This is a genomic window from Flagellimonas sp. MMG031, assembly GCF_040112705.1.
Lineage (GTDB): Bacteria > Bacteroidota > Bacteroidia > Flavobacteriales > Flavobacteriaceae > Flagellimonas.
In genome coordinates, this window is the sequence record NZ_CP157804.1 from 3,699,966 (window position 1) to 3,713,647 (window position 13,682).

Genomic DNA, 13,682 nt, shown 5'->3' on the forward strand with positions numbered 1-13,682 from the left:
TGGAATTACCATTAGGAAAGTGAGGGAAATTTAGTATCTTTTTAAGAAAATTGCATTACCTGACCCATAAAGCTTGAAAGTTCCCATAAATAATCAAGGCTTGCTTTGTTATAACCAACCCCGAAGTATATGAAAAATTGGGACATTGAGGATTTTGGAACAGACAGTTTGTTTGCGGAAACCATCAAACTAGCCAAAATCGGTATCTATGAGCTGAACGTCGCCACCAATCAAATTTATTGGAGCGATGTTACCCGCGACATCACCGAAGTTCCCGACGACTTTGTCCCGTCCTTGGATAACCTTGCCTCCTTTTTTAATGAAGGGCACTACAGGGATTTGGCCCGTGATGCCATGCAAAATGCCATCGCAAAGGGAGAGCCTTATGATTTGGACATGGAGGTGGTAACCGCCAAAGGCAACATCAAGTATGTTCGTAATGTTGGGCAACCAAAAATGGAAAATGGGGTTTGTGTAAAACTATTCGGTTTTCTTCAAGATATTACAGAAAGAAAACAGACCAAGATAGAGCTTACCAAAAAAATCCAACAACTCAATTTAGCGGAACAACTGGCTCAAATTGGTTATTGGGAATGGGATATCGTGGCCGACAATATCCTGTGGTCCGACAACCTTTATCGTATTTTTGGGTTAGAAATAGGGACTCCTATCCATTTTGAGCGCGTTATCGAAGCGATACACCCCGATGACCGGAAAGAGTTTCGGGAAAATGCCCAAGAGTTTATCGCCGAGAAACGGTTTCGAAAATTCATGCACCGTATTGTACACAAAGATGGCAGTATACGGACCGTAGAGCTGATTGGTGAACTTATCATGAATCCGCAAGGTGAGGTCATTAAAATGATCGGAACCACCCAAGATATTACCGAACAGCGCATGTCGGAAATCAAGTTTAGGGGGTTATTGGACTCTGCCCCGGACACCATGGTCATTGTAGATCGAAACGGTATTATCCAATTGATCAACAAGCAGGCAGAAAAAATGTTCGGCTACAAATCATCGGAACTTATTGACAAGCATGTCACCATTCTCGTTCCCAACCGACTTTGGGATACCATGGAATACTATGCCGTAAACTTCTTTAAAGCCCCCAAACATACCGGGCTTCCTGCCGATCTCGATTTTTTCGTACACAACAAATCAGGTTTTCAAATCCCAGTCCAAGTTACCCTAAGCCCTCTGGAAACCTCCGAAGGACTTCTGGTATCCATTGCGCTCCGAGATATTACGGTTCAAAAACAGGCCGCTCACCGAATTTTGGAAACCAATAAGAGTCTAAAGGAATCGGCCAAGCGACTAAAAGCACAAAATCGGCAGTTGGAAGAGTTCAATCAAATCACATCGCACAATTTGAGGTCGCCCGTCAGCAACCTTAGTGCGCTGCTCGACATTTACAAAACGGAAAGCGATTCCGAAACCAAGGAGATGATCATCGAAAAAATAGAATCGGTGACCAACCATCTCACATGGACCTTGGACACCCTTGTGGAGTCCTTGCTCATTAAAAAAAGTTCGCAACAAGCCCTTGAAAAATGTCATTTTGATAAAACCCTGGAACGGACAAAAGAAATGCTCGCGGCCGAGATTTTAAAGACCGAAGCGGTTATTACCTCTGATTTTTCCGAAGCACCCACCGTGATGTACAACAAGGTCTACTTGGAAAGTATTTTCATCAACCTGATCAGTAATTCCTTAAAATACAAGGCAAAAGACCGCGCTCCCGAAATAGTTGTTCAATCCAAGATGAACGATGGAACGGTGCAACTGGAATTTAGGGACAACGGTTCGGGAATCAACCTTAAAAAGAACGGGCACAAATTGTTCGGGTTCAGCAAGGTTTTCCACAGAAATGATGATGCCAAAGGTGTTGGGTTATTTATAACAAAGGCCCAAGTGGATGCCATGGGCGGTAAAATTTGGGCCAAGAGCGAAGAAGGCAAAGGCACTTCTTTTTTTATTAATCTATAACTGTTGATGATTATGAAACCAGTCAATGTCTTTGTGGTCGATGATGATGATATCTATCAATTTACGATCAAAGTAACGCTGAGAAGCATTCCGGCAGTCCAATCCACGAGTACCTTTGCCGATGGTGCAGAAGCGTTGGAATACATTGTTGTGCATCAGAATGAAGAAGATAAGCTACCGGATATCATTTTTCTCGACATCAACATGCCTGTTATGGACGGTTTTCAGTTCATGGAGGAGTTTGCGGAGCTGCTTCCCAGTTTAAAAAAGTCCATCAAGGTGTATATGGTTTCCTCTTCCATGGACCCCAAGGACATTAAAAAGGCCAAACGGTTCGAGGAAATCTCCGATTATTTGATCAAGCCATTGAACTCCAAGGACATCAAGGAAATCATAGCCAAATTGTGAAGTTTTTGTAGCGGACAAATCAAAAACCTATGTTAAACCTTTACTTCGCTGTTAGACTGATTACTTTTATACGTCTAAAAGGGGCCAAACGTAGAATAGGTGTCCAAAAACCATTACATTTGGTAACTCTATACGATAATGGCCAAACATAAACTTCAACCGGACAATTGGGTAGATCAATATGCAGATTACCTGTTCAACTATGCGGTTTCTCGCGTAAGCGATGCAGAAATCGCAAAGGATTTGGTACAGGAAACCTTTTTTGCAGGTTTGAACTCGGCCAAAAACTTCAAAGGGGACGCTGCGGAACGCACTTGGTTGGTTTCCATCCTTAAGCGAAAAGTAATCGATCATTACCGAAAGATAAATTCAAAAAAGGGCAAGGCCGAGGTACGCATCAACTACAGCTCCGATTCGGATGCCGAAGGCGATTGGTTGGAGCAGCAAGTAGCCGACCCTTTTAGCAAGGATGGCGACAATATCCTTGAGAATGAGGAACTGGGACTGGCCATACAGGATTGTATCACCAAACTGCCCCAAAAACAGGCATTGGTCTTCAAATTGAAAACAATCCAAGGGATGAGTACCGAAGATGTGTGTAATGAACTGGACATAAATCCGTCCAACCTCTGGGTGATGATCCATAGGGCGAGAACGGCACTTATGGGTTGTTTAAATGAAAACTGGTTTTAGGTATGAAGATTTCGTGTAAAGAGGCATCTAGTATTTGTGACAAATCCCAATATAAAGAGGCAAGTTGGTGGGATATCATTAAACTGCGCGTGCATTTGCTCTATTGCAAAACCTGCCAATTATATTCCAAAAAGAACAGTGAACTTACCTCATTGTGCGATAAGGCCGGACTTACCATGCTATCTGACGAGGACAAAAAGAAAATGAAAAGGGACCTCGAAGAAAAAATTTAGGCCACAAAGCGCTCTGCCCACCAAAACAGGCAAAACCAAAAAATAGGGATGGCTTCCACCCAAAACATTACAAAGTACTTGGATTTCATCCGCTGATGCGAAGCCAACATCACCAAAAGTATTACGCAGATCACGGATTGCAGCTCCGCCTCCAAAGGATGCAGCGTATCCTTCAAAAAGGTAAGCAAAAAGAAGATAAGCGTAAAGCCCATTCCCAAACGTCGTGTGGCTCGCTCGCCCAAAACCTGGGGCAAGGTTCTCAAACTGCGATCATCCCATTGCAGATCTCGGATTTCAAAAGGCAGAATCAATACCAAAACCAATATCATTCTTTGAATGAAGGTGACCGAGAAATCCCAGTCCAACGGTACATTGGCATCTAGAACAGGCAACAAAACAGAGAAACCTGCCCATACAAAAGCCACGATGTAGATTTTTAGTCCGGCCAAGTTCCGTAAATTCTTGGCCCTTGGCAAAAGAGGTACTGCGTAAAGGGCGGACAAGACACCCAAAACGGCCGTAGCCCACCAAATGTTACTATCCAAATGGAACAAAAAATAAAGGGCAAATACAAAACTCACAAAACTGAAGATTTGGATAATCCTGTGATAAGCATTGGACACAATAAGGTATTTATAGGCCTCTACTCCGTACTTGATAAAATTATAGCAAACGATCACACTGCAAAAAATGAATCCCAACAAATGTAAGTCCAGCGAACTGTCCAACAAATAAAAGGTAACACCAGTCAAGGAAATCACCGCTATAGCCACGTGAATACTGGCATCCAAATAAAAATCAAACAGTGCTTTTAAGGTTCTCATGCGGTAAAATCCCAATCCGTTGGCCCTAGGTTAATTGGTGGTTAACAACTTTGCGCCATCCACCATCAAAATTGACCATTTTCATCGAATTAATCCCTAATTTTGTGCACTTTATTGGATTGAACATGAACACAGAGGTTTTTGCTGCCAGGCACATTGGCATCACAGAAAGAGACTTGCCCCACATGCTCGAAACCATTGGGGTGGAAAGTATGGAACAGCTCATTTACGAGACCATTCCCGATGACATCAAACTTAAAAAACCATTGGACCTTCCCCAGGGTATCAGCGAACACGAGTTCCTGAACCATCTGCATGCGTTGGCCAAAAAGAACAAGGTTTTTAAAAGCTACATTGGTCTAGGGTATCATGAGTCGCTAACACCTTCGGTCATCAAAAGAAATATTCTGGAAAATCCAGGATGGTATACCGCCTATACGCCATACCAGGCCGAGATTGCCCAAGGTAGATTGGAGGCCCTCCTGAACTTCCAGACCATGGTCGCCGACCTGACAGGTATGGAAATTGCTAATGCTTCGCTTTTGGACGAAAGTACCGCAGCTGCCGAAGCGATGAGCATGTTGTTCGAACTTCGTAGCCGCCAACAGAAAAAGGATGGTGCCGTAAAATTCTTCGTTTCTGAAGAGATACTTCCCCAAACCCTGAGTTTATTGGAAACACGTGCGATTCCTTTGGGCATTGAATTGGTTATTGGAGACCACGAAGCGTTCGATTTTTCATCTGATTTTTACGCTGCGCTCTTGCAATATCCCGGGAAGCACGGTCAGGTAAATGACTATGCATCTTTCGTGGAGAAAGCCAAAGCCAAGGACATTAAAGTGGCCGTTGCCGCAGATATCCTGAGTTTGGTGATGCTCACTCCTCCAGGGGAATGGGGGGTGGATGCCGTAGTGGGGACCACACAACGTTTCGGAATCCCATTGGGATATGGTGGACCACACGCAGCCTTCTTCGCCACTAAAGAAGCCTATAAGCGAAATATTCCCGGTAGGATCATCGGAATTACAAAGGACACCGATGGCAACCCAGCCCTAAGGATGGCGCTCCAAACAAGGGAGCAGCACATTAAAAGGGACAAGGCAACCTCCAACATTTGTACTGCTCAGGTACTCTTGGCCGTCATGGCTGGAATGTACGCTGTATTCCATGGACCGGAAGGTTTAAAATATATTGCCAATAGTGTTCACCAAAAGGCAAGGGCCTTCGATAAGGTTTTAAAACATTTGGGCCTTAATCAGCTTAATACTGGCTTTTTTGACACTTTGAAAGTTAAGATGGATAATGTTGATAAACTCAGAAAAATTGCGGAACATGTCGAGATCAATTTAAACTACATTGACCATAATCATGTGTCCATCTCCTTTAATGAAGCTATCTCAAATGATGATATGCTAAAATTAATCAAGGTTTTTTCGAGTTATAAAGAGGCTACACCAAACGGCAATGAATCAAGCAAAGATTTCCACGCACAAATCGATAACACTTCTTCCGAAAAATCGATACCCCAATCTCTGCAAAGACAGGCTCCATTTATGCAGCATGAAGTCTTTAATTCCTATCATTCGGAAACAGAGTTGATGCGCTACATCAAAAAATTGGAGCGAAAGGATTTGGCGTTGAACCACTCCATGATTTCTTTGGGCAGTTGTACCATGAAGCTGAACGCTGCTTCCGAAATGTTGCCATTAAGTTGGCCAGAATGGGGCAATATTCATCCCTTTGCGCCGATTGATCAGGCCCAAGGCTATCAGGAAGTGCTTACATCATTGGAAGAACAGTTGAATGTCATCACTGGTTTTGCGGCTACTTCCCTGCAACCCAACTCAGGGGCACAGGGCGAATATGCGGGACTTATGGTGATACGTGCTTATCATGAATCCCGAGGGGAAGGGCATCGAAACATTTGTTTGATCCCATCATCGGCCCACGGAACCAATCCAGCGTCGGCTGTAATGGCAGGTATGCAAGTGGTGGTAACCAAAACCGATGAGAAAGGAAACATCGACATGGCGGATCTGAAAGAAAAAGCCAACAAATATGCCGATAATCTTGCTGCTTTGATGGTTACATACCCGTCCACTCATGGTGTTTTTGAGTCATCCATTAGGCAAATCACCAAACTCATCCACGACAATGGTGGACAAGTCTATATGGACGGCGCCAACATGAATGCTCAGGTTGGACTCACCAATCCAGCGACCATTGGGGCCGATGTATGTCACCTTAACCTGCACAAAACCTTTGCCATTCCTCACGGAGGTGGTGGCCCAGGCGTAGGTCCTATTTGTGTGGCCGAGCAGTTAAAGCCCTTTTTGCCTACCAACCCTATGATCAAAACAGGAGGAGAAAAAGCGATTACAGCCATATCCGCAGCACCTTGGGGAAGTTCCTTGGTATGCCTGATTTCATATGGCTATATCAAAATGTTGGGTAGTGAAGGACTTACCAAAGCAACAGAAGCCGCAATTTTGAATGCCAATTACATCAAAGACCGCCTAAAAGGTAAGTTTGATGTGCTCTATACGGGTGAGCGCGGACGTGCGGGGCACGAAATGATCATCGACTGTAGACCTTTTAAAGCGAATGGCATCGAAGTAACGGATATCGCCAAACGGCTTATCGATTATGGTTTCCATGCTCCTACGGTTTCTTTCCCAGTGGCCGGAACCATGATGATAGAACCGACCGAAAGCGAAAGTTTGGCCGAATTGGATCGTTTTTGTGATGCACTCTTGTCCATCCGAGCGGAAATTGACGAAGTTTCTGCCAACGAGACGGACAACGTACTCAAAAACGCTCCGCATACCCTCGCCATGCTGACCAGCGACTCTTGGAGCCATCCTTATAGTCGCGAAAAGGCCGCTTTCCCGCTGCCTTATGTGGCCGAAAACAAATTTTGGCCGAGCATCAGAAGGACAGATGAAGCGTTTGGGGATCGTAATTTAATGTGCACTTGTGCACCCATTGAAGATTACGTAGAAGCGTAAAAACCATTATAAACCTTGATAAAAAGCCTTGATCTTAAAAATAGACCAAGGCTTTTTTCGTATCCAGCGAGATATGGGTTATCTTTTGGATATTGTAAAATATACTATGCATGCATAGTAATTGATTGTAGCATACATTAACTTGTATTCATTAAAACCTCAACAACTCATGAAAATCGGTATTACAGGCATTGGAAGTTATATCCCGTCCATCGTGACCAAGAATGAAGATTTCTTGCAGCATCAATTCATGGAGACGGATGGAACTGCATTTGAGCAACAGAACAATGTAATCATCGAAAAATTTCAAGCCATCACCGGAATCGCCAACCGTAGGTATGCCAAACCCGAACTAAAAACATCCGACCTTGGCTACTTGGCCGCTGAGGAAGCTATTTCCAACGCTGGAGTGGATAAGGAGGAGTTGGACTACATTATCTTCGCACACAACTTTGGCGACCTTACCCATGGTAAAATACAAGGAGACACCTTGCCCAGTTTGGCCACAAGGGTGAAACACTTATTGCGCATACAAAACCCTAAATGCGTAGCCTACGACCTTATTTTTGGCTGTCCCGGTTGGATAGAGGGGCTGATTCAGGCCAATGCTTTCATTAAAAGTGGCATGGCCAAAAAATGTTTGGTCATTGGAGGAGAAACCCTTTCGAGGGTCGTGGACCATCATGACAGGGATAGTATGATTTTTTCTGATGGCGCCGGTGCTGCCATCGTAGAGGCCAATCCGCCACACGGCGAAATCCTGTCACACGCATCCGTTACTTACGCCAACGAAGAAGCCTATTATCTGTATTTCGACAAATCCAATAGTCCAGAGGCCTGTGCGGACACGCGGTACATCAAAATGCAAGGCAGGAAAATTTACGAATTTGCCTGTATTAACGTGCCCAAGGCCATGGCAGCTTGTTTGGATGACAGCGGAGTAAGTATCGATGAGGTAAAGAAAATTTTTATCCATCAAGCCAACGAAAAAATGGATGAGGCCATTATTAAAAGGTTCTACAAAATATATGGTAAGGAAATACCCGAAAACGTGATGCCCATGAGCATACAGGATTTGGGAAACAGTTCCGTAGCCACGGTTCCTACACTATTTGACCTGGTGTTGAAAGACAAACTTCCGAACCATCATGTAGAAAAAGGAGACGTGGTCATCTTTGCGAGCGTTGGGGCTGGCATGAACGTAAATGCGATTGTATACAGGTATTGAAATCCCGCTTCAAGTGCTTAAACTGAACCAAATTGCCTTAACAGCATCGCACTAAACGCAAACTTAGTTGGGATTTGTTATTTGTTTTTTGGAATTTTAGCCCATGTACGAAAACAACTTTCCCAATAAGCGCTACAGACATACTTTAGCCTTTTTGAAAAAGCACATCGACCCTTCCGAAACCATTTTGGATTTAGGGGTTGAGAACCCCTTTTCAGAAATCATGAAATCCAACGGATATCAAGTAACCAACACCAAAGGTGAGGATTTGGATATCGATTTTAAAAAAGCCGCGAATTCGGATGCGGATGTGGTAACCGCCTTTGAAATTTTTGAGCATTTGGTCGCTCCCTTCAATATTTTGAAAGAAATAAAAGCCAACAAATTGGTCGCCAGTATTCCGATGCGTTTATGGTTTTCCCCTGCCTATCGCAGTAAAACAGACCCGTGGGACCGTCATTACCATGAATTTGAAGATTGGCAGTTTGATTGGCTTTTGGAAAAAGCGGGTTGGACGATCAAGGATTCCGCAAAATGGACCAATCCCACGAAAAAGTTGGGCTTTCGTCCCCTACTCCGCTATTTTACCAATCGATATTATATTGTGTACGCCGAGCGAAGCACAACCTAATTGGTGAGTTCCCGTTAAGCTTTTCAGATTTTAGCCCATGCGCATCAGTATTATCATCCCGGCCCACAACGAAGCAGCTTTCTTGGAGGAGTGCCTCGATTCCTTTGTGAATCAGACCTATCTGCCCAATGAATTAATTGTGGTGGACGATAATTCTTCCGATGCAACCTTTGCCATTGCACAGGACTATGCCAAAAAGCACGAATGGATAAAAGTCGTTCAACGCAAATCGACGGATGAGCACATTCCGGGTAAAAAGGTGGTGGATACCTTTAACTTTGGATTGAAACACGTTTCGGCCTATGACCTCATTGGCAAGTTTGATGCCGATATCGTACTTCCTCCCAACTATTTTGACAACATGGTGAACCAGTTTCAGGCTAATTGGAAACTAGGGATGTGTTCGGGATTATTGTTCGTTCAAAATGGGGACCAATGGAAGTATGAGGACATTGCCAACAAAAACCATATCCGAGGCCCCATTAAACTGTATCACAAAGCCTGTTTCCAAAAGATTGGTGGTTTATGTCCAGGGGTAGGATGGGACACAGTCGATACACTTTTGGCCCGATTCCATGATTTTGATACCGTAACCCTGCCCGAACTCAAGGTGAAACATCTTCGACCCACGGGCCATGGGTATAGCAGCAAAAACTATCAATCCAAAGGAGAGGCGATGTATCGGATGGGATACGGGCTTTTACTGACCAAAATTGCAGTCTTAAAAATGGCATGGCAGGCCAAAAGTCCCAAGTTATACCTCCAAGCGATATGGGGTTTTTTAAAGGCCTTAATCCAGGGACAGGAAAAATATGTTTCCAAAAAAGAAGGCAAATTCATCAGAACATATCGTTGGAAAGGAATTTGCTCCAAAATCCAATAGTCAACCAACACCCTAACTTATTTATTCGTAGTCAATTGCCTATTAAATCCATCGAATATTTTTACAGTGGTCATTAAATCCAACTACACGACCCCATTTTAGGGCTCATCCGTCAATTCAAAAGGCCCATCCGTCAATTCACTGCACATTTTATATTCAAACCATTGTATCTTTAAATCAGTATTCAGCATAACCCAAAAAAGTAGTTGTTCAATACATAGAACACCTATATAGTTCTAAAAAAAGGTTATGCTATGAAATGGTTTCATCACATTACAAAGGTCTTACCGTTCGCTTTAGCGCTTATCGGTGTAAACTGGTATTCCCATGCGCAAATACCGGGACAGAGTTATTTCCCAAATGGTAACAATTATATAGAATATATTTATGGAAATCATCCAGTAATTCTTTCCATCCCTCATGACGGTGATTTAAAACCGGATGAAATTCCAGATAGATCTTGTCCCAATTGTGTATATGGCAACGACACTGACACCCAAGAAATGGGAAGGGCAATGGCTCAAGCCTACTTTAACAAAACAGGGCATTACCCTTTTGTGGTCATCAATCGATTAGCTCGAATAAAGTTTGATGCCAACCGCAATAAGAATGAGGATGACAACGACAACAACCCTATCATTCAAGAAGCTTTTGACAATTACCACGCATACATTGCAGATGCCAAGAACAAGATTATCCAAGACTTTGGCAGAGGTCTTTTTATCGACATCCATGGACATGCCCACGATATTGAAAGGGTTGAACTAGGTTATACCCTAACCGGGCATGAACTTCGTCAAGCGGACGAGGTTTTGAACACTACTACCTTTATGAACCGCAACAGTATCAAAACCTTGGTTTATGAGAAAGTCGGTGAAATGACCCATGTACAGCTCATAAGGGGAGGACTAAGTTTAGGAAATTTGTTTCATGATAAAGGCTTCCCCACCGTACCAAGTGCTGCAGACCCCTTTCCGAAAGAAGGTGAACCTTATTTTAATGGTGGGTATAATGTATGGATACATGGGTCACGATTAAATTCCGGAAATATTGATGGCATACAGATTGAAATCAATCAAGATGTGCGCTTTGATGCTGAAAGCAGTGCTCTTTTTGTTGATGCAGTGGCTACTAGCCTTATGGAATACCTCAGCTTACATTATGGGTTTGGTGTTATCGACTTTGATGGTGATGGTGTCCTGTCCAATTTGGACTGTGATGATTTTAATGCCAACATCAACCCTAACACCAACGAGATTCCATACAATGGCATCGACGATGACTGTAATCCTGCAACACCAGATGATGACCTCGATGGAGATGGTTTCAACAACATGGATGACTGTGACGATGAAAACGCAGACATCAACCCCGGTTCAGACGAGATTCCATACAACGGTATCGATGATGATTGTGACCCCGCGACTCCCGATGATGACCTTGATGGGGATGGTTTCAATAACGTAGATGACTGCGATGACAACAATTCCAACGTTAATCCCAACGCGGAAGAAGTTCCTTACAACGGCCTTGACGATGATTGCGACCCTGCCACTCCCGATGATGATCTCGATGGGGACGGTTTCAACAACGTGGACGACTGTGACGATGAAAATGCTGATGTCAACCCCAACTCAGACGAGATACCTTACAACGGAATCGACGACGATTGTAACCCTGCGACACCTGATGATGACCTCGATGGGGATGGTTTCAATAACGTAGATGACTGCGATGACAACAATGCCGATATCAGTCCAAATGCCGACGAGATTCCATACAACGGCATCGATGATGATTGCGACCCCGCGACCTCCGATGATGATTTGGATGGAGACGGATTCAACAACGTGGAGGATTGCGATGACAACAATTCCAATATCAATCCAAATGCCGAAGAGATTCCATACAATGGCATCGATGACGATTGCGACCCCACCACTTTGGATGACGATTTGGATGCGGATGGATTTAACCTAGTTGATGATTGCAACGATAATGATACTAGCATCAACCCCAATGCAATCGAGATTCCTTACAACGGCATCGACGACGACTGTAATCCAGCCACACCAGATAACGATTTGGATGGTGACGGTTTCAACAACATGGATGACTGTGACGATGAAAATGCTGACATCAACCCCGGTTCAGACGAGATTCCATACAATGGCATCGACGATGACTGTAATCCTGCAACACCTGATGATGACCTGGATGGAGATGGGTTCAACAACGTGGACGACTGTGATGATGAAAACCCAGACATCAATCCAAGTGTATCGGAAATCCCCTACAACGGAATCGACGACGATTGTAACCCTACGACACCTGATGATGATTTGGATGGAGACGGATTCAACAACGTGGAGGATTGTGATGACAACAATGCCAATATCAATCCAAATGCCGACGAGATACCCTACAATGGCATCGACGACGATTGTAACCCCGTGACCCCCGATGATGACCTCGATGGAGATGGTTTCAACAACATGGACGACTGTGACGATGAAAACCCATACATCAATCCAAGCGTAGCGGAGATTCCCTACAACGGCATTGACGATGATTGCGACCCGGCCACTTTGGATGATGACCTCGACGGGGACGGTTTCGACAATGCGCAGGACTGTGATGACAACAATGCCAACGTTAATCCCGACGCTGAAGAGATTCCTTACAACGGTCTTGACGATGATTGCGACCCCGCCACTTTGGATGACGATTTTGACGGGGACGGGTTCAACATTGCCGAGGACTGTAATGATAACAATGCTAATGTCAATCCAGGACTCAATGAGATTCCTTATAACGGAATCGATGACGATTGCAATCCTGCCACTCCAGATGATGACCTCGATGGGGATGGTTTCAACAACATGGATGACTGTGACGACAACAATGCAAGCGTTCATCCCAATGCGGAAGAGATTCCCTACAACGGAATCGACGATGATTGTAACCCTGCGACACCTGATGATGACCTCGATGGGGATGGTTTCAATAACGTAGAGGATTGTGATGACAACATTGCCAACGTTAATCCCAACGCTGAAGAGGTTCCTTACAACGGCCTTGACGATGATTGCGACCCCGCCACTTTGGATGATGACCTTGATGGGGACGGGTTCAACAACGTGGACGACTGTGACGATGAAAATGCTGATGTCAACCCCAACTCAGACGAGATACCTTACAACGGAATCGACGACGACTGTAATCCCGCCACCCCAGATGATGACCTTGATGGGGATGGTTTCAATAATGTGGACGACTGTGACGATGAAAACCCAGACATCAATCCAAGCGTAGCGGAGATTCCCTACAACGGCATCGATGATGATTGTAACCCCGCGACACCTGATGATGACCTCGATGGGGATGGTTTCAACAACGTAGAGGATTGTGATGACAACAACGCCAATATCAATCCAAATGCAGAAGAAATCTTCGACAATGATGTGGACGAAAATTGTGATGGCTTGATTGAGGTTACCCCAACAAAACCTGAAACATCTGTATCAGCAGGAAACGCTAAAGACTACCTATACATTTACCCCAACCCTGCAAATGATTTCATTTATATTGAAAAGTGGGACAAATATCAATTCTTGGTCGAAATTTATGATGTCAACAAAAGACTTGTATTGCGTAAGTTTAACACGAATCAACTAAATATCCAGTCACTTGCCAATGGCATCTACTTCCTCATCTATTATGATGAAATGGGCGAAAGAATTGTCAAAAAATTGATCGTGGATAGAAAATAATGGATTGCTTTA

10 protein-coding genes are annotated in these 13,682 nt (G+C 44.1%); 9 read left to right on the forward strand and 1 reads right to left on the reverse strand.

Translation table 11 applies throughout. The features are described from left to right. Positions 1-129: 129 nt before the first annotated feature. The 4 genes from ABNE31_RS16910 (at position 130) to ABNE31_RS16925 (ending at position 3,323) form a co-directional block, all read left to right on the forward strand. Positions 130-1,989 (forward strand): PAS domain S-box protein, encoded by a 1,860-nt coding sequence (locus tag ABNE31_RS16910; RefSeq protein ID WP_293289690.1) that lies wholly within the window; start codon positions 130-132, stop codon positions 1,987-1,989. 12 nt (positions 1,990-2,001) lie between these two features. Continuing rightward, entirely contained in the window at positions 2,002-2,397 is a 396-nt protein-coding gene (locus ABNE31_RS16915) for a response regulator (protein WP_293289692.1), read from the forward strand. A gap of 138 nt (positions 2,398-2,535) precedes the next feature. Beyond that, positions 2,536-3,090 (forward strand): sigma-70 family RNA polymerase sigma factor, encoded by a 555-nt coding sequence (locus ABNE31_RS16920; protein WP_179384516.1) that lies wholly within the window; start codon positions 2,536-2,538, stop codon positions 3,088-3,090. A 2-nt stretch (positions 3,091-3,092) separates the two neighbouring features. Continuing rightward, a complete protein-coding gene (locus ABNE31_RS16925) occupies positions 3,093-3,323 on the forward strand; it encodes a hypothetical protein (protein ID WP_293289694.1) in 231 nt (76 codons plus the stop codon). On the opposite strand, the gene ABNE31_RS16930 is transcribed toward ABNE31_RS16925, so the two are convergent. Further along, positions 3,320-4,147, reverse strand: a complete 828-nt coding sequence (locus ABNE31_RS16930; protein WP_293289696.1) for a hypothetical protein — start codon at positions 4,145-4,147, stop codon at positions 3,320-3,322. The two genes, ABNE31_RS16925 and ABNE31_RS16930, sit on opposite strands and share 4 nt — an antisense overlap. 125 nt (positions 4,148-4,272) lie before the next feature. Between ABNE31_RS16930 and gcvP the strand changes: the two genes are divergently transcribed. The 5 genes from gcvP (at position 4,273) to ABNE31_RS16955 (ending at position 13,670) form a co-directional block, all read left to right on the forward strand. After that, positions 4,273-7,155 carry an aminomethyl-transferring glycine dehydrogenase gene (gene gcvP, locus ABNE31_RS16935; RefSeq protein ID WP_293289698.1) on the forward strand — a complete coding sequence of 961 codons (2,883 nt, stop codon included), beginning with the start codon at positions 4,273-4,275 and terminating at the stop codon, positions 7,153-7,155. A 169-nt stretch (positions 7,156-7,324) separates the two neighbouring features. Beyond that, positions 7,325-8,383 carry a ketoacyl-ACP synthase III gene (locus ABNE31_RS16940; protein ID WP_293289700.1) on the forward strand — a complete coding sequence of 353 codons (1,059 nt, stop codon included), beginning with the start codon at positions 7,325-7,327 and terminating at the stop codon, positions 8,381-8,383. 103 nt (positions 8,384-8,486) lie between these two features. Then, positions 8,487-9,014, forward strand: coding sequence for a methyltransferase (locus tag ABNE31_RS16945; protein WP_293289702.1), 528 nt, complete (start codon positions 8,487-8,489; stop codon positions 9,012-9,014). A 37-nt stretch (positions 9,015-9,051) separates the two neighbouring features. Further along, entirely contained in the window at positions 9,052-9,897 is an 846-nt protein-coding gene (locus ABNE31_RS16950) for a glycosyltransferase (RefSeq protein WP_293289704.1), read from the forward strand. A gap of 254 nt (positions 9,898-10,151) precedes the next feature. Then, complete coding sequence (locus tag ABNE31_RS16955) at positions 10,152-13,670, forward strand: MopE-related protein (protein ID WP_349351900.1); 3,519 nt, start codon at positions 10,152-10,154, stop codon at positions 13,668-13,670. Positions 13,671-13,682: the final 12 nt, after the last annotated feature.